Source organism: Kushneria konosiri (assembly GCF_002155145.1).
GTDB classification, from domain to species: domain Bacteria; phylum Pseudomonadota; class Gammaproteobacteria; order Pseudomonadales; family Halomonadaceae; genus Kushneria; species Kushneria konosiri.
In genome coordinates, this window is the sequence record NZ_CP021323.1 from 128,665 (window position 1) to 153,474 (window position 24,810).

The 24,810-nt window shown below is 58.5% G+C and carries 21 protein-coding genes, 6 tRNA genes and 1 other RNA gene; 14 read left to right on the forward strand and 14 right to left on the reverse strand.

Annotated elements, in window-relative coordinates:
• Nucleotides 1-61: 61 nt before the first annotated feature.
• An RNA gene (gene ffs, locus B9G99_RS00685) (signal recognition particle sRNA small type) lies at nt 62-158 on the reverse strand.
• A 194-nt stretch (nt 159-352) separates the two neighbouring features.
• Here ffs and B9G99_RS17325 point away from each other — a divergent pair.
• The 4 genes from B9G99_RS17325 (at nt 353) to B9G99_RS00705 (ending at nt 4,334) form a co-directional block, all read left to right on the forward strand.
• Nucleotides 353-1,027, forward strand: coding sequence for a response regulator transcription factor (locus B9G99_RS17325; RefSeq protein ID WP_472382592.1), 675 nt, complete (start codon nt 353-355; stop codon nt 1,025-1,027).
• On the forward strand, nt 1,024-2,391 hold the full coding sequence (locus tag B9G99_RS00695) for a sensor histidine kinase (RefSeq protein WP_086620299.1): 1,368 nt from the start codon (nt 1,024-1,026) through the stop codon (nt 2,389-2,391). Before B9G99_RS17325 ends, B9G99_RS00695 begins: the two co-directional genes overlap by 4 nt.
• Nucleotides 2,391-3,500: an ABC transporter substrate-binding protein gene (locus tag B9G99_RS00700; protein ID WP_086620300.1), complete on the forward strand. Its 1,110-nt coding sequence runs from the start codon at nt 2,391-2,393 to the stop codon at nt 3,498-3,500. Before B9G99_RS00695 ends, B9G99_RS00700 begins: the two co-directional genes overlap by 1 nt.
• 72 nt (nt 3,501-3,572) lie before the next feature.
• Nucleotides 3,573-4,334, forward strand: coding sequence for a TlyA family RNA methyltransferase (locus tag B9G99_RS00705; RefSeq protein ID WP_086623198.1), 762 nt, complete (start codon nt 3,573-3,575; stop codon nt 4,332-4,334).
• A 6-nt stretch (nt 4,335-4,340) separates the two neighbouring features.
• On the opposite strand, the gene mscK is transcribed toward B9G99_RS00705, so the two are convergent.
• Nucleotides 4,341-7,685, reverse strand: coding sequence for a mechanosensitive channel MscK (gene mscK / locus B9G99_RS00710; RefSeq protein ID WP_086620301.1), 3,345 nt, complete (start codon nt 7,683-7,685; stop codon nt 4,341-4,343).
• Between the two features lie 246 nt (nt 7,686-7,931).
• Between mscK and B9G99_RS00715 the strand changes: the two genes are divergently transcribed.
• The 4 genes from B9G99_RS00715 to B9G99_RS00730 all read left to right on the forward strand — a co-directional run bounded on the left by B9G99_RS00715 (nt 7,932) and on the right by B9G99_RS00730 (nt 9,972).
• On the forward strand, nt 7,932-8,849 hold the full coding sequence (locus tag B9G99_RS00715; protein WP_086620302.1) for a phospholipase A: 918 nt from the start codon (nt 7,932-7,934) through the stop codon (nt 8,847-8,849).
• A 94-nt stretch (nt 8,850-8,943) separates the two neighbouring features.
• Nucleotides 8,944-9,279, forward strand: coding sequence for an ElaB/YgaM/YqjD family protein (locus B9G99_RS00720; protein WP_086620303.1), 336 nt, complete (start codon nt 8,944-8,946; stop codon nt 9,277-9,279).
• On the forward strand, nt 9,279-9,704 hold the full coding sequence (locus B9G99_RS00725) for a phage holin family protein (RefSeq protein ID WP_086620304.1): 426 nt from the start codon (nt 9,279-9,281) through the stop codon (nt 9,702-9,704). Before B9G99_RS00720 ends, B9G99_RS00725 begins: the two co-directional genes overlap by 1 nt.
• The gene (locus tag B9G99_RS00730) at nt 9,691-9,972 is read left to right on the forward strand and encodes a YqjK-like family protein (RefSeq protein ID WP_086620305.1); all 282 of its coding nucleotides are present in this window, start codon (nt 9,691-9,693) and stop codon (nt 9,970-9,972) included. Before B9G99_RS00725 ends, B9G99_RS00730 begins: the two co-directional genes overlap by 14 nt.
• A 37-nt stretch (nt 9,973-10,009) precedes the next feature.
• Here the strand turns inward: B9G99_RS00730 and B9G99_RS00735 are convergent, their stop codons facing one another.
• Both B9G99_RS00735 and gnd read right to left on the reverse strand, forming a co-directional pair.
• Nucleotides 10,010-11,191 carry a BaiN/RdsA family NAD(P)/FAD-dependent oxidoreductase gene (locus B9G99_RS00735; RefSeq protein ID WP_086620306.1) on the reverse strand — a complete coding sequence of 394 codons (1,182 nt, stop codon included), beginning with the start codon at nt 11,189-11,191 and terminating at the stop codon, nt 10,010-10,012.
• A 96-nt stretch (nt 11,192-11,287) separates the two neighbouring features.
• Complete coding sequence (gene gnd / locus B9G99_RS00740; protein ID WP_086620307.1) at nt 11,288-12,283, reverse strand: phosphogluconate dehydrogenase (NAD(+)-dependent, decarboxylating); 996 nt, start codon at nt 12,281-12,283, stop codon at nt 11,288-11,290.
• 354 nt (nt 12,284-12,637) lie between these two features.
• On the opposite strand from gnd, the gene B9G99_RS00745 reads away from it, so the two are divergent.
• Nucleotides 12,638-13,909 carry an acyltransferase family protein gene (locus B9G99_RS00745; protein ID WP_158521410.1) on the forward strand — a complete coding sequence of 424 codons (1,272 nt, stop codon included), beginning with the start codon at nt 12,638-12,640 and terminating at the stop codon, nt 13,907-13,909.
• A 636-nt stretch (nt 13,910-14,545) separates the two neighbouring features.
• Here the strand turns inward: B9G99_RS00745 and B9G99_RS00750 are convergent.
• The 10 genes from B9G99_RS00750 to B9G99_RS00795 form a co-directional block, all read right to left on the reverse strand.
• Nucleotides 14,546-14,633 (reverse strand) — tRNA-Ser (locus B9G99_RS00750).
• A 73-nt stretch (nt 14,634-14,706) separates the two neighbouring features.
• Nucleotides 14,707-15,267 (reverse strand): NAD(P)H nitroreductase, encoded by a 561-nt coding sequence (locus B9G99_RS00755; protein WP_086620309.1) that lies wholly within the window; start codon nt 15,265-15,267, stop codon nt 14,707-14,709.
• A 14-nt stretch (nt 15,268-15,281) separates the two neighbouring features.
• A complete protein-coding gene (gene queF, locus B9G99_RS00760; protein ID WP_086620310.1) occupies nt 15,282-16,106 on the reverse strand; it encodes an NADPH-dependent 7-cyano-7-deazaguanine reductase QueF in 825 nt (274 codons plus the stop codon).
• 2 nt (nt 16,107-16,108) lie between these two features.
• Nucleotides 16,109-16,882 (reverse strand): ABC transporter permease, encoded by a 774-nt coding sequence (locus B9G99_RS00765; protein ID WP_086620311.1) that lies wholly within the window; start codon nt 16,880-16,882, stop codon nt 16,109-16,111.
• Nucleotides 16,882-17,835: an ABC transporter ATP-binding protein gene (locus B9G99_RS00770; protein ID WP_086620312.1), complete on the reverse strand. Its 954-nt coding sequence runs from the start codon at nt 17,833-17,835 to the stop codon at nt 16,882-16,884. The genes B9G99_RS00765 and B9G99_RS00770 overlap by 1 nt, the downstream gene beginning before the upstream one ends.
• 313 nt (nt 17,836-18,148) lie before the next feature.
• Nucleotides 18,149-18,224 (reverse strand) — tRNA-Glu (locus B9G99_RS00775).
• A 171-nt stretch (nt 18,225-18,395) separates the two neighbouring features.
• Nucleotides 18,396-18,470, reverse strand: a tRNA-Gly gene (locus B9G99_RS00780).
• Nucleotides 18,471-18,483: 13 nt separating this feature from the next.
• Nucleotides 18,484-18,559, reverse strand: a tRNA-Glu gene (locus tag B9G99_RS00785).
• A gap of 4 nt (nt 18,560-18,563) precedes the next feature.
• Nucleotides 18,564-18,638 (reverse strand) — tRNA-Gly (locus tag B9G99_RS00790).
• Nucleotides 18,639-18,659: 21 nt separating this feature from the next.
• Nucleotides 18,660-18,735 (reverse strand) — tRNA-Glu (locus B9G99_RS00795).
• 197 nt (nt 18,736-18,932) lie between these two features.
• Between B9G99_RS00795 and B9G99_RS00800 the strand changes: the two genes are divergently transcribed.
• The 5 genes from B9G99_RS00800 (at nt 18,933) to htpX (ending at nt 24,700) form a co-directional block, all read left to right on the forward strand.
• Nucleotides 18,933-20,666: a gamma-glutamyltransferase family protein gene (locus B9G99_RS00800; protein ID WP_227875862.1), complete on the forward strand. Its 1,734-nt coding sequence runs from the start codon at nt 18,933-18,935 to the stop codon at nt 20,664-20,666.
• Between the two features lie 162 nt (nt 20,667-20,828).
• Nucleotides 20,829-21,227, forward strand: coding sequence for a peptide-methionine (R)-S-oxide reductase MsrB (msrB, locus tag B9G99_RS00805; protein ID WP_086620313.1), 399 nt, complete (start codon nt 20,829-20,831; stop codon nt 21,225-21,227).
• Between the two features lie 116 nt (nt 21,228-21,343).
• Nucleotides 21,344-22,276 carry a ribosome biogenesis GTPase YlqF gene (gene ylqF / locus B9G99_RS00810; RefSeq protein WP_086620314.1) on the forward strand — a complete coding sequence of 311 codons (933 nt, stop codon included), beginning with the start codon at nt 21,344-21,346 and terminating at the stop codon, nt 22,274-22,276.
• A 166-nt stretch (nt 22,277-22,442) separates the two neighbouring features.
• Entirely contained in the window at nt 22,443-23,663 is a 1,221-nt protein-coding gene (locus B9G99_RS00815) for a pyridoxal phosphate-dependent aminotransferase (RefSeq protein ID WP_086620315.1), read from the forward strand.
• A 134-nt stretch (nt 23,664-23,797) separates the two neighbouring features.
• Nucleotides 23,798-24,700, forward strand: coding sequence for a protease HtpX (gene htpX / locus B9G99_RS00820; RefSeq protein ID WP_086620316.1), 903 nt, complete (start codon nt 23,798-23,800; stop codon nt 24,698-24,700).
• Nucleotides 24,701-24,810: the final 110 nt, after the last annotated feature.

The following is a 24,810-nucleotide window of genomic DNA, read 5'->3' on the forward strand; positions in this document are numbered from 1 at the left end:
AGGTCGGCATGATCAAAATCAGACTGGCATGAAGAGAATACTTCGAAGGAAGGGTGGCAACCCTCGACAGCCACATCCCGGCACACGCATCCATCACTACCGTTGCTCCCTTCCGGGCCTGGCGGGGTTCGCGATATCGCGTTGCGAGAGGACCATCGAGGGTCACCATCACCGGAGATCAGGACATGATATTTGCCAGCTGCTGGCCAGCCCCCGATCAACCGAGCGCGCATCTTAGCAGCACGACTCCCAAAATCGCAAGCGATGCCGACAAGCGATCACAACAGTCGTGATGCATCGGTCGTCCAGGGTAAACTGCCCTTCTTTTGCATATGGTCGCTGCGGAGCCTTCATGGCACTACTGCTCATCGAAGATGACGTGCTGCTGGCACAGACACTTGAAACCCTGCTGCGTGACCATGATGATCGACTGGACATCATCACACGCGGGGATCATGCCTGTGATTATCTTGCCACGCCTCGCCCTCTGGATCTGGTGATTCTGGATCTCAACCTGCCCCATCGCGGCGGTCTTGAGGTGCTCACCACACTGCGTCGGCATGACCGCCAGACCCCCGTACTGATTCTGACCGCTCGCGCCTCGGTCGAGGATCGCGTGGCCGGTCTGGATCTGGGCGCCGATGACTACCTGACCAAACCTTTCTCGCTCGACGAATTCGAGGCCCGGGTACGCGCGCTGCTGCGCCGCGCGCGACCGACCGCCAGTGACACTCTCGCAATGGGGCAACTGGTTCTGCATGTCCCTACCCAGCGACTCGAGCTTGATCAGGTGCCGCTGTCGCTTCCCGGACGCGAACAGCGTCTGCTGGCTTGTCTGCTGCGCCACAGTGAACAGGTCATCAGCCGGGCAGATCTCATGCACGAGGCCTTTGGCAGCGATGCCCCCCGGGCGATAACGCCCTGGAAGTTTATGTGCACCGCCTGCGTCGACGCCTTGAAGGCAGCGATGTGCGCATTCGCACGGTTCGCGGCCTGGGTTATCGTCTGGAGCCGATCTAGACCATGACGCCTGCGGCCAGCCTCCATCGGCGCCTTCTGGGCGGACTCACCCTCCTGCTTTTGCTGACCTGCATCCTGCTGCTGTGGCAGTCCTGGTATAGCGCGCAGCGCAGCGCCGATCGTGTCCATGACCGACTGCTCGCGTCAGCCGCCCAGGTCATGAGCGATCAGGTCGGCTGGCGCGATGGTCGACTCTGGTTTGATGTACCGGCCTCGGCACTGGACATGCTGGCGCCGCACGGTGATGAACGCGTTTTTTATACGCTGGTCGATCACAAGGGGCATACGGTCAGCGGTAACGCCGACCTTGAAAATCTGCTCACCGCCCTACCGGCCCCCGGCACCTTCCACGCCGATTCGGCAAATCTTGATGGTCTGTCGCTGCGTATCGGCGCACTGGGGGCGCGCCTGACCGCCTGGCAACACCGCGAGCCGTACACGCTGCTTGTGGCCCATACCCTGGAGGCGCGTCGTACCATGACAATGGCGCTTTTCCGCGACAGCAGCCTGAGACTGGCCGGCATCGTGGCGCTGGCACTGGCAGGGCTTTTGATGACCCTGCGCCTGGCCCTGCGCCCGCTGGAGCATTTGCGCACACGGCTGAAGGCCCGCTCGGCGCATGATCTCTCCCCCATTGATGCCAGCGTACCGCGCGAACTCGAAGAACTGCTTGCCGCCCTCAATGCCCTGCTGGCTCGCCAGCAACAGGTGCGCAATCAAGAACAACGCTTTATCGGTGATGCCTCCCATCAGCTGCGAACCCCACTGGCCGGCATTGCTGCCAGTGCAGAGCTGGCGCTTAGAAGCAGTGATCCGAGCCGCTGGCAACAGGCCCTGCAGGAAGTCCAGCTTGGCACCCGCCGCGCCACGCGTCTGGCCGAACAGCTGCTGTCACTGACGCGTCTTGACTCTTCACAGGCGCCCGTAACGCGACAGCCAGTGGCGCTGGCGTCTCTCGCCCGTGACACGCTGCTTCGCCTGCTGCCGGCCGCCGACCGCGCCGGCATTGACCTCGGGCTTGCCGAGCCCTTCCCGGAACTGGTCATCGAGGGCGATGGCTGGCAGCTTGAAGAAGCGCTGAGCAACATGATCGATAACGCCCTGCGCTACGCCCGCACTCGGGTGACCGTCGGCATCGATGCGACCGCCAGCGTGCTTTATGTCGAAGACGATGGCCCGGGTATCAGTGCTGCCGATCAGGCGGAAGTGCTCCGTCCGTTTTATCGCTGCCAGGAGCAGGAAACCGGCAGCGGTCTGGGACTCGCCATTGCTGACGGCGTGGCCCGGGCCCATGGTGGGCATGTGGTCATGGACTACACCCGCCACGGTGATTTCATGATCGGCCTGTATCTGCCCGAGGTCTTGTCCTGATGTCGACTATTTTCAAGATCCTGTGCCGTGCCGTGTCGATCTCGCTACTGCTGGCTGGTGCACCCGCCGCCACTGGCGCCACCACCCTCTGGACAGCCTCGCCGGACCACCTGCACTTTCAGGGAAAGGGGCATGAGCGTCTTGACATCCAGGGGGTGGCGGAAGCCGACATTGTGCGGCCCATACTTGAAGCCTTTCACCGACACTACCCGCAGATCACACTGAACTATCGCGATGCCTCGCGTGGCGAGCACCAGACATCCGCCTCGATTCCCCGCGATGTCGATCTCCTGATGTCTTCGGCCATGGCACAGCAGTATCGGCTGGCCAATGCAGGCCTCGCCCAGCCGCTGGGTGAGGGTGTGGTCAATCCACTCTGGCCGCAGGACGCCCGCTGGCGCGATGAGCTCATTGCACTGACCCGGGAACCGCTGGTCATGGTCTATCGTCGGGAACTGGCCGACAGTATTCCGCCGCCTACGGATCACGCCAGCCTGCTGGCTCTGTTAAATCGCCACCGCGACGCGCTGACCGGCCGCGTCGTGACCTATGATCCGGCCCGAAGCCCTACCGGTTTCATGGGCGTGGCTCAGGATGTCGCGCGCTCTGCAGAAGCCTGGACGCTTTTCGAGGCCATGGGCGAGGCAGACACATCACTGGTGGACTCTACAGCCGCAATGCTTCAGGGACTGATCGAGGGACGCTATCTGATCGGCTATAACCTGCTCGGCTCCTACGCGCGTCGCGCCATTCAACACCACCCCGAACTGGTCATGCAGGTGCCCGATGATTATGCACTGGCCCTGCAGAGGCTAGCGCTGATTCCCAGAACGGCTCCGCATCCTGACACGGCCAGACGCTTTCTGGCCTTCATTACCTCAAGCGAGGGGCAATCGGTCATGGCCAACCGGACCCCACTGGGCAGCCCGCTGGCCCCTCATGAAAGGACCGATCAAGCCGAGACATCGCTGGAGCCTATCCGTCTAACCCCGGGGCTGCTGGCGCTGATTGACCCGCTCAAGCGGCAGGCGCTGCTTCACCGCTGGCAGACGATCTTTGATAATGACCGGCGCCCCGCCTCGCACACCGCCGAAGTCGCGGTAGAATAGCGCTCACAAAGATCCCGAATGCCCGGCATCGGGCCACCCCTTTTGGCACTGCAGGACAGCAACATGAGCAGGATGGTACGTGTCGATCAGCTTCTGGTCGCCCGGGCACTGGTACGTTCACGCACACGCGCCCAGCGCCTGATTCGTCATGGCCGGGTACAGCTGATTGTTCAGGGACAGCCACGCACCCTGACCCGCCCCGGCGAGAAACTGCCCGAAGAGAGTGAGTTCCATATCATCGAGGACCCGGAGGAGCGCTACGTCTCACGCGCCGGACTCAAGCTTGAGGCGCTGCTGGCCGCCACCGGCATGACTCCCGAGGGGCTGACGCTGCTGGATGTGGGTCAGTCAACCGGCGGATTCACCGATTGTCTGCTACAGCATGGCGCAGCTCGGGTAATCGGTATTGAGGTCGGTCATGATCAGTTGGAGGCGCTGCTGCGGGACGACCACCGCGTGCACTGCCTGGAAGGCGTCAACGCGCGTCACCTGCCAGTCGAGCAGATCATGGCGCTGGCCCCTGATGGGCTGGCGGGGGCCGTAATGGACGTATCGTTTATCTCCCAGACGCTGATTCTGCCGGAACTGGCACGACTGTTGCCGGCAGGCGCGCATCTGCTCAGTCTGGTCAAGCCGCAGTTCGAGCTTTCCCCCGAGCAGATCGGCAGCGGCGGCATCGTACGCGATGCGCGCCACTACGCGCAGGTGGAAGCCCGCCTGCGGCAGTGCTGCCAGCAGGCCGGGTTCACCCTCCACTACTGGGGCGACAGCCCGATTACCGGTGGAGACGGCAATCGAGAATTCGTGATGCATGCCACTCGCGACGTCAACTGACCGTCATCAGGGCAGCTCACCGGGTGAAGCGTCGCCCGGGTCACCGTCATGGGCACTGCTGGCATGCGGCGACGGGCGGCCATCCTGCGTCGCCCGCTGCTGCACCAGACGCTTGTCACCCCTTTCATTGTGCAGCCAGACGTCCATCTGCTGGAAGGCCACACGCAGACCGCTGGTCTTGAACTCGGCATCGACCCGGCGATTGATCTCATCGGTGACCACCAGTCGGTCGACCAGCTCATTGACGAAAACCCGCAGCTCGAAGTTAAAGGCGCTTTGACTGTAGGCCATACAGAACACCTGCGGCTCGGGGTCGGCAAGTACCTTGGGATGCTCATCGGCAATACGCCGCAGAATACGATGGGCCAGATCGAGGTCGGTGCCGTGCGCCACCCCAAAGGTCAATACCACGCGGGTGATGTTGTCAGTCAATGACCAGTTGATCAGCTGATCGGTCACAAACGTCTTGTTGGGGATGATGATCTCCTTGCGATCAAAATCCGTCACCGTGGTGGCACGAATACGAATCCGGCTGACCGTGCCATGCAGGTTGCCAAGCGTAATGGTGTCGCCGATACGAATCGGGCGCTCAAACAGAATGATCAGACCTGAAATGAAGTTGGCAAAGATTTCCTGCAGACCAAACCCCAGCCCGACCGACAGCGCGGCCACCAGCCACTGCAGCTTGTCCCAGGTCACGCCCAGCGTCCCCAGCGCCGCCACAATACCGCTGCCAACAATGGTGTAGGACAAAAGCGAGGTGACCGCGTAGGCACTGCCCTGCTTGAGGTTGAGTCGGGAAAGCACCATGACCTCTAAAAGCCCTGGCAGGTTGCGGGCCATGATGACCATCAAACCGACAATGATTAACGCAGTCATCACATCGGCCAGCGTGACCACATTGACGTCACCGCCAGCGGCATCGCTTTCACTGATCTGACCGATGCTGACGTTATCCAGATACGAAAGCACGCCCAGAAGATCGGCCCAGACCAGATACAGCACGCTGATAAAAATCAAAAACAGGATCAGTTTGGACAGGCGCAGCGACTGCTGGTTGACCTGCTCCATGTCCAGAGGTGGCTCCTCGACAAGCTCAACGCCGCTTTCGGCAGCGCTGTCACGCCCCTGAGCGCGTCGACGAGCGACCGCACGACGATAAGCCAGCCGGCGAGCGGCCACGGCCAGTCCCCTGACCACGCTGGCCTCGACCAGCAGCCACAACGCCAGAATATAAAGCGTCAGAATAAAACGTCCACATAGCCGCAGCGCCGTGTATTCATAACCAAACAGGATCATTCCGATCAGCGCCAACGGCACCATGGCAAGCGTAATGCCCAGCAGCAGTCGGAAAAGACGCACGCCCATCCAGGGCACATGAGCCAGAATCAGGCGCAGCATGAAAACGCTCATGCCGACCAGTCCCACCAGCATGATCAAAAGCGCCACCGGCTGCTCGGCCAGCCGACTGTCAGCCTGTTCGGCGATGCTGGCCACCACGACCACCGGGCTCACACTGCAACCCAGCCAGAAGATATTGCGACGCAACTGTTCGACGTAGGCAGAAGGCCAGTGAAAATGACGTGTCGCCACGCCATCGGGCACCAGCAAACGCCGAATCAAACCGAACACCTGTACCGCAAGCGCCAGCTGCAAAAGCGCTCGCCCCAGCGAGACGGCAAATCCCTCGCCCCCCAGCCACAGGGCGATCCCTGCAGTGAGAAGGATCAAGGGCAGTGTCGAGGATAAAATCAGGTTGAGTAAAATGGCCCGTGGCGTATGCAGCTGTGTGTCTCGCTTGAGACGACCGATCTGATTATGCAGCTCCAGCAAATAGGCCTTGATGCGGCGGCGGAAAAAGGCCATCAGTCCGGCGATGATCAAAAGCGGTACGGCCAGCAGGGCTCGCGGAGAAGGTATGGTCCAGAGCGAACTCAAGGTCTGAAGCCATTGTCCACCCAGCTGTTGCTCAAGACGTCCCGGCAGCTCCTTGAGCCATGACAGCCCCAGCGGCTGCCCGTTGGCGACCCAGAACAGCTGTTCTTCGATGGTGTCACGCACGGAGCGACTGATATCTACCAGCTGTTGCTGGTTGAGCTGAACATCGATGGCCCGGCTCAGCAGGCTGCCATATTCGCGATCCAGCTGATCCAGCAGGTCACGTCGCATCTCGAGCGTTTGCATCAGAACCTGACGTGCCTGAGGCGTCAGCGGTTCATCACTCTCAATTTGGTTGTCGATATAGCTTTCGGGATTGGCCAGGGCCTGACGTAACTGGCCGATATCAAACTGGCGCAGGCGCAGATCGCCAATTTCTTCCTGAAGGCTGTCCTGATTCTGAACATCCGGTAGCGATCCGCGCTGCTGGCGCAGCACGCGCGACAGCAGAAGGCTGCCCCGCAAGGCCTCGATCTGCTCGTTGAGCGTGCGCTCGACCTGGCGCACCTGCTCAAGCCGAGCGCGCGTATTGATCCCGTCTCGAATCATGGTATTGGCGCGATCGGTGGTTCGTAAAAGCTCCTGGGCCAGCGCCTGATTCTCGGCTCGCGCCTGATCCACGACCGGGTTACTGATCCGTTCGTTATCCCCGATGTGAGCGGCCTCAGCGATGGCCTGCTCGGAGGCGTCCCGACGTTTCTGGTTAATCGCCTCCTGCAGGACCAGAAGCGTATTCTGGTTGATATCGATCTGGCGCATCAGCAGCTCCCGATGCACCTGGTTGACATCGCGCAGCACCGTACTGTTGGCCAGCTGACGCTGACCCAGCTCGATTCGAGCATCCAGCAGGGCCATGCGCACATCGGCCAGTTGCCGTTGCTCGCTGCTCGGCGCACTGCCATCGCTGGACTCCAGTGAATCACTGAGCTGCTGTTGCTCGCGGCGCGCATCGCTGATGGTCGCCTGCACCCGTTCAGGCAGGGTCTGGGCACTGATCAGGGCTCGCGAGACTTCGCTGAGCTGCTCCTGCTGACGCTTGAGATCCTCAAGGGTGGCACCCAGACGTTGTTCCAGCTGATCGACCGAGCTCCGGCTCAGCGATTCACTATCCAGCACCCCATCACTTTCAAGCCCCTGAAGCTGGTTTTGGTACTGGCGCCGCAGTCGACCCGCCTGATTGACCCTTTCCTCGAGCGATGCCTGTTCCCTGTGGGTGTTCTCTAGCGCTTCAAGCGCCTCACGAGTCTTGTGCAGCGTCTCGAGCGTCTGCTTTTCGGCCGCATTTTGAGTGTCATTGCCCTCAAGCGTCTGGATCTGTTCGTCGATGGACTGACGAGTCGGCATGTCCTGCTCGCCGGCCAGCGCCAACAGAGGCATCAACCACCACAGCATCAATATCGTTAAAAACAGCATGACCCGGCACGCTGATACCCTGACAGGCTTTTCCACGCTGACCCTACCTCACATGAACGAACATCTCTGGATTAGAACTTCCCGCGCAGACATAATATCAATTTGCTAGGTAATCACTAAAACGCTGTCCGCCATGGCCGATAATGACGGTCATCCCGACAGCGCCTGCCCCGGGCCTGGGCATGTCGAATTCAGGGCGCCATGATAATCTCATCGTGACGCCTGTCATCTCTGGAATGGATCCTTATGACTCATTGTATTCAACGTCTGGTAGTGAAGTCCCTTCTACTGGGCCTCATGACAGGCAGCGCGCTGGCCGGTGCCGCGGAAAACGATACCGATACCCTCGCCATGCAAAGGGACAGCAACAGGGAAGCCCTGGAGCGGCAGGCAACGCTTAACCCGGTCGCCATTACGGTATACAAACGCAATTATCTAATGCCGTATACCTATAACACGCGTCCCAACGCCAGCGATTTCAGGGAAATCGATGAAAACGGTGAAATCGATCATGGCGAAGTCAAGTTTCAGTTCAGCGTCAAGGTCGGGCTGATCGATGACCTGTTTGGCGACAACGGGGATCTGTATTTTGCCTACACCCAGCGCTCCTGGTGGCAGGCCTATAACAGCGATGCCTCTTCACCGTTTCGCGAGACCAACTATGAGCCGGAACTCTTCATGAGTTTCGATAACAGTACCGTTCTGGGCGGCTGGACCAATACGGCCAATCGTGTGGGCTTTGTTCATCAATCCAACGGTCGCTCCGATCCGCTGTCACGCAGCTGGAACCGCATTTATCTTGACAGCATCTGGCAAAACGGTAACTGGACCCTGTCCGTGGCGCCCTTCTGGCGCGTTCCCGAATCAGAAAAAGATGACGACAACCCGGATATCGAAAACTACGTGGGCTATGCCGACATCACGACCAGCTATATTTTCAGCAATCAGCATGAAATTGCCTGGCTTGCACGTGGCAATCCGGGCAAGGGCAACTTCGGCAATCAGATCGATTATTCCTTTCCGCTGCATGGCAAGATCCGCGGTTTTGTACAGTACTATGAAGGCTACGGAGAAAGCCTGATCGATTATGATCACTACACTCGCCGTATCGGTCTTGGCTTTTCGCTGAACACGTCGTTTCTGGGCATTCCTGATACCATTTAGGTCCCTTTTTGACCGCGTGATGTCTTTGCATTGATGCCTTCGGCCATGCTGCTATGATGAGTATGCAATTTTATTGTCAACGGAGGGACATAGCATGGCCATGAAGCCGATTAGAGGTAATGAAAACGAAAGCCAGAATCACCAGGATCAACTGCGCGAGGATCTGCGTCAGTTGTCCAGCACGATCGAGGAATTGATGCATGCGACTGCCGATGACTCTCGTGAAAACGTGGCCCGCCTTCGTGAACGTGCAGAAGCCAAACTGGTAGAAACCCGCCAGCGTCTGTCAACCAGTGGTGAACGCGTCCGCCATCAGGCACAGGACAGCATGGAATGTGCCGACCAGTACGTACGCAGCAATCCTTGGAAGAGTGTCGGCTACGGCGCGGCTCTTGGTGTTGTCGTAGGTCTGATTCTCGGTCGCAGCTAATGTCTTCCGGCAGCGGCCCAGCCGAACGCGTTATTCTGGCCGCGCGACGTCTTCTGGGAAATCTTCTGGATACCGGCGAGACGCGTTTGCGTCTTGCTGTTATCGAGCTTCAGGAAGAACGCGCCAGGCTTTTCTCACTGCTTTTGCTATCCGGCATCGCCCTGCTGCTGTTCGCCTTTGGCATCGGCATGTTGATGCTCTTGATCATTGTGGCCTTCTGGCAGGACCACCGACTGTTGGCGATTGGTATTGCTGCTGGGGTAATGATTCTGTCAGGGATGCTGGTGGCATTACGTGTGCGATCCATCTCACGCGAACCGAGTCTTTTGCGCTCAACGCTGGCGCGCTTTAGCGAGGACAAGGAACTGCTGGATCAAACGCGTATCGACCACACCCGTGTGGGAGAACGTCATGAAGAAAGCTGAGCTGGCCACCCGACGGCATCGTTTTGAGCAGCGCATCATACAGGAGCGCCTTCAGATCACGAGTGCCGTACGTGACTGGAACGAAGCCACTGCGCCGATCGATCATGCCTGGCAGCGGGTATCTCATTACAAGGGGCCAATTCTACTGGGGTCGGGCCTTTTGGTAACCCTGCTGTCGCGCAATAAGGGACGGGTGGGCAAATGGTTCAAACGTTCTGTAGTCGTCTATACCATGGCGCGGCGCGCCAAAAAAATGATCGGTCATTAGGTTTGATCATCAAGCGGTGTTTTTCTGTGCGCAGGCCTTACAGCGCCTGCGCGCAGGCGTATCCCGACGCCCAGGCCCATTGAAAATTGAAACCGCCCAGCTGGCCTGTTACATCAAGCGCTTCACCGATAAAGTGCAACCTGGGACGTCCCTGAACCGCAAAACTCTTCGATGAAACGGCTCGGGTATCGATGCCACCGATGGTCACCTCTGCCGTTCGCCACCCTTCCGTTCCAGCCGGCTTGATCGTGAAGTCAGTGATCTGATCAGCCAGCGCTTCAAGCCTTTGATTGCTGTAGTCCGCCATAACGCCTGAAAGCCCCAGCCATTCCTCCATTGACTGTGCCAGCCTTTTGGGCAGATGTTCACCCAGCCAGCCCCCGAGCGTTCTTTTGGGTGCATCCTGGCGCACGCCCTTTAACGTGGCAAAGAGATCGTTCACATCGGGTAGCCAGTTGATATGAACCTCGTCGCCGCCCTGCCAATGGCTCGAGGCCTGCAAAATGGCCGGCCCCGAGAGCCCGCGGTGTGTCAGCAGCGTTGCGTCGCGATAGCGGCCTTCCCTGCACTGAACAACGGTTGGTGTAGAAACCCCTGACAGCGCCGACATACGCTCCTTCCAGGGCATATCAAGCGTCAAGGGCACCAGTGCCGGCCGCGGCGTGATGATCTCGAGCCCGTACTTTCGGGCGACGTCGTAGGCAAACCCGGTTGCACCAAGCGTCGGAATGGAAAGGCCACCGGTTGCGACGACCAGTTTGTCTGCCAGCACCTGACCGGTCGCAGAGGATAACGTCACCCCATCATCACTGACATCAACATGCTCGATCGATGTCGATAGCCTGAGTTCCACGCCTGCCCACTGACATTCGGTCAGAAGCATGTCTACAATCGGTTGACTTGAATCAGCACAAAAGAGCTGACCAGGTGCCTTCTCGATGGGCTCGATGCCGTGGCGCTCCACCATCTCGACAAAATCGTTTGGTGTGTAGCGCTTTAGAGCGGAAATGGTGAAATGCGGGTTACGCGAGAAAAAATGGCCCGGCGCTGTCGCCATATTGGTGAAATTACATCGTCCACCACCCGACATCAGGATCTTCTTGCCGGGGCGTTTAACGTGATCAATCAACAGTACCCGCTTTCCTCGGTAACCGGCCTGCAGAGCACACATCATGCCTGCGGCACCGGCTCCGATGACCACCACATCCCAGTGATTCATTGGCTTTACATGTCTCTATAAGAATTGGTGTAACTTTTCCGGCAAAAGAGAAAGGGGCCGCAAAAGCGGCCCCCATTCATCGAATGCAATAAAGGCTTAGTCGGCAGAGGGTACAGAGGTTTCCTTGTGCCCTCCGAACTGCTGACGCATGGCGGACAGCAATTTTTCGCCGTAGGTATTATCGCTGCGTGAGCGAAAGCGCGTAAAGAGCGCGCTGGTCAGGACGTTGGCAGGTACAGCCTCTTCGATGGCCGCCTCGATGGTCCAGCGCCCTTCACCGGAATCATTGACCTGACCACTGTACTGAGAAAGGTCGTGGTCTTCGGACAGTGCGATTGAGGTGAGATCCAGAAGCCATGACGAGATGACGCTGCCACGGCGCCAGAGCTCGGCGATGTCCGCCAGATCAAGATCGTATCGCTCGCCTTCGGGCAGGGTTTCGAGGTTTCGGTTCTTGAGGATGTCGAAGCCCTCGGCATAGGCCTGCATCATGCCGTACTCAATGCCGTTGTGAACCATCTTGACGAAATGACCGGAACCGACCGGACCACAGTGTAGATAGCCCTGTTCAGCACGACCATCAAAGCGCTTGCCTTCACGACCAGGCGTTTTTTCGATATCACCGGCCCCCGGCGCCAGGGTCTTCAAGATAGGATCCAGACGCTCAACGACATCCTTTTCGCCACCAATCATCAGACAATAGCCACGCTCGCGACCCCAGACGCCGCCGGAGACTCCGACATCGACGTAATGGAGCTCCTTTTCACCAAGCTCTCGAGCACGACGGACATCATCCTTGAAAAAGGCATTGCCGCCCTCGATCAGCGTGTCACCCGGCTCGAGCCATTCCGAAAGCTTGGTGATGGTGGATTCCGTGATCTCACCCGCCGGCAGCATCAACCAGATATGGCGTGGCGCAGGCAGCTTTTCCACAAGAGCCTTAAGGGAGTCAGCGCCATCGGCGCCATCCTTTTGAAGCGCGTCTCTTGCCTCATCACTGGTATCGAACACAGCGCATTCGTGACCGGCGTCCATCAGGCGGCGCGTAATATTGCCACCCATTCTGCCAAGACCAACAATTCCTAGTTTCACAATCGCGCTCCCGTTTCGTTGCCCGTCAGGCCGCCCGGCCCGACAACGTCAGTATCGTGAAGAAGTTTAACAAAGGAGCGTACTTCCTGCCTCTTGACCCCGGCTCATGCCAGCAGGGTTTTGATAGTTTCAAACTATAGAACTTCTGCTTTTTATGCCGAAGTGGCCGGGCTTTTATCCGAGGCTTAAGGCGACCACACCAGCAGTCAACATGGCACAGAGCGGGCATTCATATAGCGCAGGCTATGCAGTACCTTGACACCCTCAAGGTTACTCATGATGACCCAATGAATCATTGAGTAACAATTCGCTGACATGCCCGTCATCACAAGCTCAACAGGGAGTGCTCATTCCATGCACCGGGAAAAATTTGTTGCTCTGGACTGGCTGCGCTTTGCACTGGCGATCTACCTGGTGCTTTTCCATACCCTCAAGGAGTATGGCGATATTCGAGTCGTCGAATGGCTCTACAGCAGCCTGAGTCTTGGCTTTTATTCGACCAGCACCTTTTTTGTACTGTCCGGTTTTTTGCTGGCCCACGTTTATATCGGCAGGGACCAGGGCCGGGGGCTTGACTATAAGCGCTTCTGGATCAAGCGCTTTGCTTCACTTTATCCCATTCACATCATGTCGCTGATCATTGTGCTGCCATTGGTAATCATCAATGCCGGCGGCCTTGCACAGATTACGGTGACGCCCAACACCAACGACTGGGCGGCAGGTGACGGCATGGCTTCACACATGCTGGGCATAAGCGGCTTCGTGAGTAACCTCCTGCTGCATGTCAGCCTCCTCCATGCCTGGAGCCCGTTCTATACCACCTTCAACTTCGCCACCTGGTCATTGTCGGCCCTGCTGTTCTTTTATCTGGTCTTTCCCTTTGCCGGTCCGGCATTGGCACGGATTCGTCGTCCCCTGCTGGCACTTGTTGTCATCGGCCTTATTTACGCCATACCAGCGCTATACATGTTCATGACCAACACCAATGACAATGTGGTGGCTCATGGCCTCATGCACCGCAACCCGCTGTTCCGCCTGCCCGAGTTTCTCGCCGGCGTGGTTTTGCATCAGGTTTATCTGCGTCATAAGCTGTTGATGGCAGCGCTGTTCAGCCCTCGTGGCACGATGGCCTGCATTGCCTTCATCCTGGGATGCTTTGCTTTCAGCGCCTGGATTCATGCCGAAGTTCGAGGCAGCTGGTATTACATGCTGCATAACGGCCTGCTGCTGCCTTCACAGCTGTTGCTGGTATTGATGTGCGCCTGGTACCAGCCTGACAGCAATACGTCTCAGGCCAGACTTGCAGCACGCCTTGGCGTGGCATCACTGTCCATCTTCGCCCTGCACACGCCGATCAACATGATTTCTTCAAAGATTGAAAAGCTGATACTGGGCACCATCGAGATGTTCACGACACAGGCCCCAGTGTCCATGTCGTCACTTCTGAATCTGGCCGGTGAGCAAACACGGGAACTCTGGATGTATCCGTTTTTTCTGGCAGGCGTTGTGGTGGTATGTGTGCTGTTTCAGGAACAACTGGTCAATCGAATGCGCAATGCGATTCAGGACCGACTCCTGAGCAGACAAAAGCGCGCCAGCGCGAACATGTATCACGGGCATGCCTGATCTCTGAAAGACCGGACAACATCCATGATATGGGCGATCGAATGGAACGCTTATTGTTAAATAAAATTAAGTTACCAAAAGACACAATTTATGTAACAATGCAACAACGTTGACCGGCGAAAAGCCGCAACGGTATTTCAGGCCGGTGACGTACCCTCGCAACCGGCCTCTTTTTCGTCACTTCTGCCCTGTCCGGTCAAATCATAAATTTCTCTTTAAACAGGCACATCCCTGTGCAGAAGGCTTTACCGTGACCATCCAGGCATCCTACCTATAATCCAGTATCCAACACTTTATTTAGCCACTTTTGATACAAATCAATTGTATACAAAATATTACCTGAAATGGCGCTCGAGCCTGAGCGCACCAGGTTTAACAGGCAGATGATTGGGTAATTGCCGAGAACAGCCTTGCCAGGAACAGGCATTTTGGCGCAATGGTTTACGTCCATTTCAAAAAGCGCCACAAAAAAGGGAATCAGGCACTGGCCTGATTCCCTTTCGACTGCCGAATGACAGCATTGATCACGTATAAGCCACGTCCCAGCTATTCAGCATGAGACGGGGAATCCTGATGATCCCCACGCTTTTTAGACATGAAAAAGCCGGCGACAAGCGCCGGCTTTTTCTTAATTTGTGGCGGAGAGGGAGGGATTCGAACCCTCGAAGCCTTTCGACTTACACACTTTCCAGGCGTGCTCCTTCGACCACTCGGACACCTCTCCACACTGCCATTCTCTCAGACTTGTCTGCGAGAACGGCGCACATCCTGACACGATGGCTTGATCATTGCAAGCCTTAAGCCTGGATACGCTCCACAAAATCATCCGGCTCGAGCGGCTTGAGCGTCCGGTCGCCCTGAGTGCAATGCCCCAGATAGAGAAAACCCACAAGCTCATCATCCTTCTCAAGCCCCATCGCCTGACGAACACATGAATGGTGAGCAAAGCCGCCGGTTCGCCACATGGCACCAAGCCCCTGAGCATGAGCGGCGTAGAGCATGGCGTGGGCTGCACAGCCGGCCGAAATAACCTGCTCGATGCGCGGCACCTTGTGATTGGGCGTTACCGAGGCGACGATGGCAATCACGACAGGGGCGCGAAGCGGCTTACTACGCGCTTTCTCGAGCGTCCTGTCGCTGATATCCGGATTATCTTCCTGCTCGGCGCGAGCAAACATCGATCCGAGCGTCTCGCGACCGGTACCGGTGTACTCGATAAAGCGCCAGGGGCGCAACTCACCGTGATCCGGTGCCCGAAGGGCAGCCCGATAAATGAGTTCCATCTGCTCGGCGGTAGGGGCTGGGGCTTCGAGCCTGCCGTGCGACTGGCGATCCAGCAGTAGTGCCATGGCATCCATATTGCTCTCCTGACTCACTGGCGCATCAGTCGCAGCGTCTTGATCGGTGTTTCACCGGGCATGGCCCGCCATGGGCTGATGTCCAGCCCACCTCGACGCACATAACGCGCCATGACCAGCAATTGATCCGGCTCGGCTTCACGCAGAATATCCATGAACATGCGCTCCACGCAGTGTTCATGAAACTCCTGATGCTCGCGAAAGGAGATGATATAGGCCAGCAGCGCATGATGATCCAGCGCCGGTCCACGATAGCGGATCAGGACACTGCCCCAATCAGGCTGACCGGTGACCGGGCAGTTGGACTTGAGCAGATGCGAGTGCACGGTCTCTTCGACAATTTCATTATCGGTGATGATGAGCTCCGGATCGGGCTGATAGGTATCCACCTCGACCTCAAGATCATCCAGACAGATCCCGGGCAGGCGCCCCGGGGCGAGCGCCATGTCATCCACGCCAAACAGCGTGACTTCCACTTCGGCATCCACTACCTGCGACAGGTCCTGTCGGAGCACCCGGCGCACCTCCACCGAGGAGGCAAACCGGGTCTGATTGAAGCTATTGAGATAGAGCTTCCAGGATTTGGACTCGATCAGATAGGTCGAGCTCGCAGGCACCCGAAAGCGTGCAATGGCCACAACCGGCTTACCGGTCGGCGTCAGCCAGGAAAGCTCAAAGGCCTGCCACTCATCCTCCCCTTCAAAGGGGAGATCATCCTCATCCAGATCCAGCGACGCCCGGTTGGCACTGCGCGCAATGGGATACAGCAGTGTCGGGTCGTACTCGGTGATGTAGGCACTGGTCTGTCCCAGTGGCGCATCCTTCAGGTCGTCGCTCATGATCAGCTACGTAGCCCCTTGCCACGGCGCAGCAGCCACATGGCCGCGGAAAAGAAAATCACGATAAATACCGCAATGGCCCCGACAGCTGCGCCAACGTTGATATCGGAAACGCCAAGGATACCGTATCGAAACGTGTTGACCATATACAGAATCGGGTTGACCAAGGAAACATGTTGCCAGAACTCGGGCAGCGTATGGATCGAGTAGAAGACTCCGCCCAGATAAGTCAGCGGCGTCAGCACAAAAATGGGCACGATCGAGATGTCATCGAACTTCTTGCCCAGCAGCGCATTGATAAAGCCGCCGATCGAGAAGAGGATCGCGGTCATGATCACGACCAGGGTGGTCAGAATCGGATGCTGGATCTGCAGATCGGTGAAAAAGAGCGATACTGCGGTGACGATGATACCTACTGCCAGCCCGCGAGCCGAACCACCGATCACAAAACCGGACAGCACCAGCCAGTTGGGCATCGGCGAAATGATCATCTCTTCAACGCTGCGCTGAAACTTGCTGCCAAAAAACGAGGATGCCACGTTGGAATAGCTGTTGGTAATGACCGACATCATGATCAGACCGGGCACGATGTAGTCCATGTAATCCACGCCATCCATCTGACCGATACGCGACCCGATCAGGTTGCCAAAGATGATGAAATACATCGTCATCGTGATGGAGGGCGGCAGCAGCGTCTGCGGCCAGATACGCATGAAGCGACGGATTTCGCTGCGCACGATGGTCCAGAGCGCCACCATCATCTGTCGAGTGTTCATCAGCGAATGCCTCCCTGCTGCCCTTTCGTGTCGTTACTGCCTTCCACCATGCGCACAAAAAGTTCCTCAAGCCGATTGGCCCGGTTGCGCATCGAAACCACCTCAATATGTTGCTCACTCAGGCGCGCAAAGGCGTCGTTGATGCGTTGCCCCTTGTCGATCGACAACGACAGCTGGGAATCATCGATTCTTTCCACGTCAAAGCCTTCAATCACCGGACACTGCGTCACCGGCGAGGCCAGATCCAGCACGAAGGTTTCGCGGCTGAGCTGGCCCAGAAGCTCACGCATGCTGGTGTTATGCACAATCTCGCCATGATTGATGATGGCAATATTGCGGCACAGGCTCTCGGCTTCTTCCAGATAGTGGGTGGTCAGGATGATGGTGGTGCCTTCCTGCTCGTTGATGCGCTTCATGTACTCCCACATGCTGCGACGAAGCTCGATGTCCACGCCGGCGGTGGGCTCATCAAGAATCAAAAGGCGCGGGCGATGGATCAGGGCGCGAGCGATCATCAATCGCCGCTTCATGCCCCCGGAGAGCATGCGTGCGGCGTCGTTGCGCTTGTCCCAGAGCCCAAGGTCCTCAAGCAACTGGCGAGCGCGATCTTCGGCCTGACGACGTGGAATGCCGTAATAGCCGGCCTGAGTCAGGACGATATCCTCAACCTTTTCAAACTGGTTGAAGTTGAACTCCTGTGGCACGACACCGAGATGATAGCGAGCACGGGCAAAATCACGGTCGACGTCGATGCCGTAAATTGACACCTCACCCGCCGTTTTGCGCACCAGCGAACTGACCACGCCAAGCGTGGTGGATTTACCGGCACCGTTAGGCCCCAGAAGCGCAAAAAAATCGCCCTGAGGCACTTCCAGATCGATGCCCTTCAGGGCGTGAAAACTATTGTCGTAAACCTTGGTCAGGCCTCTTATGGAGAGGGCAGCATGCACAATCAGAACTCCATGACGATCAGGGGTACCGCCGCAGGCTCACGCACTGAGGGGCGAGCCACATCACTCTGCAGAACAGGGCAGAGAAGGCGACGACAGGGAGACGCCCGACGCGAGCGCGTTGAAATGAAAGCATCGTTTGTCGAAGCGCTATCCAGCGGCACTTGAGGGGATGCGTAATGTCAGGCAGCAATAATAGTCGAACACGCGAAACACGGCACTGTTCAGCCACAAAAAAGCCGGCTGCAGAAAGCGCTCTGAAAAAGACGAATTCTGTGTGACACAACGCAGTCGGAACGATAAAAGCAGAAAAGAATGGCGTCCCATAGGGGGTTCGAACCCCTGTTACCGCCGTGAAAGGGCGGTGTCCTGGACCACTAGACGAATGGGACGTATCAACACGCAAACAAAGACCGATCGAACCTGTCTATCAGGCAACGATTCGAAGGATCTGTTCTGCATATCGAGGCTGGAGCGGCAAGAAAGCGTAATCGGGCTGGTATTTCGTTGAACCGGCATATCGGATCAGAACCCGTGCTTTCTGACTTGCGCTACCAAAAAATTGGAGCGGGAAAGGAGATTCGAACTCCCGACCCTCGCCTTGGCAAGGCGATGCTCTACCACTGAGCTATTCCCGCATCAAACAAGAAGTGGCGTCCCATAGGGGGTTCGAACCCCTGTTACCGCCGTGAAAGGGCGGTGTCCTGGACCACTAGACGAATGGGACGCATTGGAGCGGGAAAGGAGATTCGAACTCCCGACCCTCGCCTTGGCAAGGCGATGCTCTACCACTGAGCTATTCCCGCACCGGTCATCAATGAAGCGAGTGGCGTCCCATAGGGGGTTCGAACCCCTGTTACCGCCGTGAAAGGGCGGTGTCCTGGACCACTAGACGAATGGGACGTATCCGGTTCGCCTCACCGAGTGGCGCGCATATTACCCATAGCTTTCTTGGGTGTCAACACCTGCGATGTCGATTTTCGAATCAAACGGCGCAACAGAAAAAATCGAGCCGCTCAACCGCCAGCACCCTACCCGCCTGATATCTGGCGCGTTTCTTGCATCCAGCGATGCCTATCCCTACGGATTAAAGGTGTTCGATGCCACTGACACGTCGCAGTTTTCCAGGTGCTACCGCCGTCTCTACCACCGCCGGACTGACGCTGGGCTTTCCTCACATGGCCGGCGCTCAGCCCCACAATGATCGAAAGGACCCGGCGACGACAGACTTTCATCCCGACGCCGCTTTCAACACCCAGCGAAGCTACGGTGGCGGCAGCTGCGTTGCCCCACATCATCTTGCGGCCAGCGCCGGGCGCGACATCCTCAAGCAGGGCGGCAACGCCATCGAGGCCATGGTCGCGGCTGCCTCGGCCATCGCCGTGAGCTATCCGCACATGAATGCGCTGGGTGGTGATGGCTTCTGGCTGATCAGCGAACCCGGCAAGGCGCCGGTCGCCATCGATGCCTGTGGCGGGGCAGCCGGACTGGCCAGCACCGACTTCTATGCGGGAGAATCGAGCATTCCCGAGCGCGGCCCGAAGGCCGCCCTGACCATGGCCGGCACCGTCAGCGGCTGGCAAAAGGCGCTCGATATTGGTGCAGCCTGGGGCACACCGCTGCCGCTGGGCACCCTCCTGGGGGATGCGATTCGCTACGCCGAACAGGGCATAGCTGTCTCCAGAAGTCAGGAAGCGCTGGCGCGCAAGCATTTCGATCGCCTGTCACAGAGTCCCGGCTTCAGCGACGCCTTTCTGATGGATGGGAAGATTCCCCGTGAAGGTCAGCGCCTGCGTCAGCCACGACTGGCATCCACGCTGCGACGCCTCGCCGAGGCAGGGCTTGATGACTTCTATCGCGGCGAGCTGGCCCGCAGCATGGCAGACGATCTCGAAGCGCTGGGCAGCCCGCTTCGCCTGCAGGACTTTCATGACTATCAGGCACAGATCGTCACGCCTCTGGAGGTCGAACTCGGTGACGCCACGCTTTATAACCTGCCCGCCCCCACCCAGGGCATGGCGTCCTTGATGATTTTGGGCCTCTACGAGCGGCTCAACATCGACAGCGGCGAAGGGTTTGCCCATCTGCACGGCCTGGTCGAGGCCACCAAGCGCGCCTTTATGCTGCGCGATCAATACATCACCGATCCCGGGCGCATGACCACCGATCTCCAGACGCTTTTGACTCCGGAACGTCTGGACCGTGAAGCCGCCATGATCGACTCCCGAAAGGCCATAGCCTGGCCGTATAGGCCCGAACCCGGCGACACCATCTGGATGGGTACGGTCGGCAGCGAAGGTCGCTCGGTCAGCTTTATCCAGAGCCTTTACTGGGAGTTCGGCAGCGGCGTGGTCCTGCCGGAAAGCGGCGTGCTGTGGCAGAACCGCGGCGTCAGCTTCTCTCTCGACCCAGATGACCTGCGCGCTCTGGCGCCCGGTCGCAAGCCGTTTCATACCCTTAACCCGGCACTGGCGCGCTTTCGGGACGGACGCTCCATGGTCTATGGCACCATGGGAGGCGAAGGCCAACCGCAGACGCAGGCGGCCATCTTCTCGCGCTACGCCATGCACGGCATGCCCCTTCAGCAGGCCATTGCGGCGCCGCGCTGGTTGCTGGGTCGCACCTGGGGTGAAAACAGCACCAACCTGAAACTCGAGTCGCGCGTCTACACGCCACTGGTGACTGAGCTCGAAAAAGCCGGCCACGATGTAGAAGTCCTGTCCGAGACCTTCACTGACACCATGGGACATGTCGGTGCCATCGTGCACCATCCCGATGGGCTGATCGAAAGCGCACATGACCCACGAAGCGATGGCGGCGCGGCGAGCCTGTAGATCGCTTGCTGCCAGCCGGTCCGAAATGAAACAGGCAAGCCTGTATCACGACATGGCCGCACACAGACGTACAGCGTTCTATCCTGTTAGGATGCAGGCCTGTCCGGACAGCCGTCTGGCTGGCATGACGGACGGGCATGAACAGGGACCGAGGAGGACGTCATGGACAAGGTAGAAAAAAGCGACCGCGAATGGCGCGAACAGCTCACCGATGAGCAGTATCGCGTCACGCGTCAGGCCGGCACCGAGCGCCCCTATACCGGGGACTATCAGGTCGAGCCCGTACAGGGCATCTATCACTGCATCTGCTGCAACGCGCCGCTGTTTGAAAATGAGCACAAGTTCGAGTCGCACTGCGGCTGGCCGAGCTTTGATCGCCCGCTGGCCGATGCCGCACTTGAAGAACACGTCGACGAGAGCCACGGCATGCGTCGCATCGAAGTGACCTGTCGCCGCTGCGACGCCCATCTGGGTCACGTCTTTCCGGACGGCCCGCGTGACACCACCGGGCTTCGCTACTGTATCAACTCGGTCGCCATGACCTTCCATCAGGGCGAATAGCCTCCTGCCTGCCGTGTAGAGTGCTTCGGCATCGACGTCTTAAAGGGTACACTGCGCGGCCATTATCGCGGCGCGCGCAGCGTACCCGCCAAATCACATCACAACAGGAGAGAGATATGCTGGGCTGGTTCCCGGGGCATATGAACAAGGCCAGGCGCCAGATCAGCGAAGCCCTGCCCGAAATTGATGTGGTCATTGAAGTGCTGGATGCACGCCTGCCCTACTCCAGCGCCAACCCCATGCTGGCCGATCTGATTCGTCACAAGCCGTCATTGAAGCTGCTGTCGCGTGCCGATCTGGCCGACCCCGCCATTACCCGGCAGTGGATCGAGCACTTTGATGCTCAGTCCGATGTGCGCGCCATGGCGGTGGTCACCACCGAAACGCGTCAGCTCAAACCGCTTTACAGGCTCTGCCATGAGCTGGCCGGCCACATTCGTGAAGATCGCGACGTGCGTGTGATGGTGATGGGCATTCCCAACGTGGGCAAATCCACGCTGATCAACACGCTGGCCGGCAAGAAAATTGCCAAGACGGGCAATGAGCCGGCCGTCACCAAGCGTCAGCAGAAAATCCGCATCGGCCAGCGCATTGCCCTGACCGACACCCCCGGCGTGCTCTGGCCGCGCATCGAGGATCAAAACAGCGCCTATCGACTGGCCGCCAGCGGCGCCATTCGTGACACGGCACTGGAGTACGTCGATGTTGCCTCGGTAACCGCCCTGTCGCTGGCCGAACGTTACCCCGAGGCGCTCAGATCCCGCTACAAGCTGGCCACTCTCGGCGATACCGGCGAGTCCATCGTGCGAGAGATTGCCACTCGTCGCGGCGGCCTGCGCGCCGGTGGTGAGGTGGACATGCACCGGGGTGCCGAGGTGCTGCTGATGGATCTGCGAGGCGGCAAGCTGGGCCCCATGTCGCTGGAAACGCCGGCCGACATTCCCGATGAGGCAGGTCTTGAAGCCATGCGCGCCGAGCGCGAGCGCTTCAATCGCGGCGAAACCTTTCTTGATGATGCATCGACCGACGACACGCCGCCCGGGCAGTGATTCCAATGCAGTGAGACAGCGATGGCATGACGGGCAGACGGCGCGGTATGCTGAAATGACAGCCATCCCAGGATGTCTGTCATTTTTTGGTTATGGCAGATCCACCGGACAGCATTTGCCCTGCCGTTGACTGCCCCCTTTCATTTCAGCGGACCCATTGAGCAGCATGACCACGCCGATCAGAAAATCTCACAAGCTCGACCACGTCTCCTATGACATTCGCGGTCCGGTACTTGAGCATGCCAAACGGCTCGAGGATGAGGGGCATCGCATCCTGAAGCTCAATATCGGCAATCCGGCGCCCTTTGGCTTCGAGGCGCCCGAGGAGATCCTGCAGGATGTCATGCGCAACCTGCCCACCGCGCAGGGCTACTGTGACTCAAAGGGCCTTTATTCGGCCCGCAAGGCCATCATGCAGGAGTGCCAGCGCAACCGTGTGGAAGGCGTGAGCATTGAGGATATCTATGTCGGCAACGGCGTCTCCGAACTGATCGTGATGGCCATGCAGGCGCTGCTCGATGACAGCGATGAAGTGCTGGTGCCGGCGCCCGACTATCCGCTCTGGACAGCGGCCGTCAATCTTGCCAGCGGTCAGGCCGTGCACTACCTCTGCGACGAGGAACAGGGCTGGCAGCCGGACATCGAGGATATCCGCCAGAAGGTCACCGCCCGTACGAAAGCGATCGTTCTGATCAATCCCAATAATCCGACCGGCGCCGTCTACTCCAGACAGGTCATCGAAAACGTGCTGCAGGTTGCCCGTGAGCACGGTCTGATCGTGTTCTCTGACGAGATCTACGACAAGATTCTCTATGACGGCGCCGTTCATGTGCCGACCGCGTCACTGGCAGATGATCTTTTGATCATCACCTTGAACGGGCTGTCCAAGAGCTATCGCTGCGCCGGGTTCCGCTCTGGATGGATGATCGTCTCCGGCGAAAAGCGCCACGCCCGGGACTATATTCAGGGCCTGGATATGCTCGCCTCGATGCGACTGTGCGCCAACGTGCCGGCACAGCACGCCATTCAGACAGCACTGGGCGGCTATCAGTCGATCAACGACCTGATCCTGCCTGGCGGCCGCCTGCTGGCCCAGCGTGACGCGGCCTGGGAAAAACTCAACGAGATTCCAGGCGTCAGCTGCGTAAAACCACGCGGCGCACTTTATATGTTCCCGCGTCTTGACCCGGCCATGTATGACATCAGGGATGACCAGCAGCTGGTACTGGATCTGCTGCTCGAAGAGAAGATGCTGCTGGTACAGGGCACGGCGTTTAACTGGCCGACCCCCGATCACCTGCGCATTGTGACCCTGCCCTGGGCCGAACAGCTTGAAGACGCCATTGAACGACTGGGACGGTTTCTGGCCCGTCGCCGTCAGGCCTGATCACCTAAACGATCCTTAAGGTGTGATTGAAACTCCCGGCGCCAGCACTTATCTAAAGTCTGTCGCCGGAGACCCACGCGGTCCCGATGGACGCGCTACCGACTGACGCATTATCCCAATGGAGACCACCGGTCATGATGAGGATTGTCCTCTTTCTTGCCACCAACCTGGCAGTAGTGCTGGTGGCAAGCATTACGCTGCGCCTTCTCGGCGTGGAAAATTATCTTGCCGGCAGCGGACTCAACCTGACGTCGCTGCTGATTTTCTGCTTTGTCTTTGGCATGGTCGGTTCGCTGGTCTCGCTGCTGCTGTCCAAGAAGATGGCCAAGATGAGCACCCGGGCCCAGATCATTGACCGCCCAGGCAATGCCAACGAACAGTGGCTTTATGACACCGTAGCGGAGCTTTCCCGCGATGCGGGCATCAAGATGCCCGAGGTAGGGATCTTTCCGGCCCAGCAGGCCAACGCCTTTGCGACCGGCTGGAACAAGAACGATGCACTGGTCTGCGTTTCGGCCGGCCTTCTCAACCAGATGCGTCCTGAAGAGGTTCGCGCCGTTCTGGGTCATGAGATCGGCCACGTGGCCAACGGCGACATGGTCACCCTGTCATTGATTCAGGGGGTCTTGAACACCTTCGTGATGTTCTTTGCCCGGATCGTCGCTCAAGTGCTCGACAGCTTTCTGCGCCGTGACGATGAAGGCGGCGGCCTGGGGTTCATGGGCTATTTCGCCGTGGTCATGGTGCTGGAAATCGTGTTTGGTCTGATCGCCTCCATCATCGTTGCCTGGTTCTCACGCTACCGCGAATATCGTGCGGATGAGGCCGGTGCAAGGCTTGCCGGCAGCGGCGCCATGATCAATGCACTGGCACGCCTCAAGGCCCAGCAGAACATGCCCGATCAGATGCCGGATTCGCTGACGGCCTTTGCCATCACCACCGGCCAGACCCGCAAGCTCATGGAAAGGCTCTTCGCCAGTCATCCGCCGCTGGATGATCGCATTGCTGCCCTGAAAAAGGCCGCTTATCAGCAATAACGCCATGACTCACACGTTGTAGCTGATACAAAAGGGCCCGCCATCCGGCGGGCCTTTTTTGTGGTTGTCTCCTGCTCTTTTGGCGTCCGCCGGCCGACCGATAATCTCCT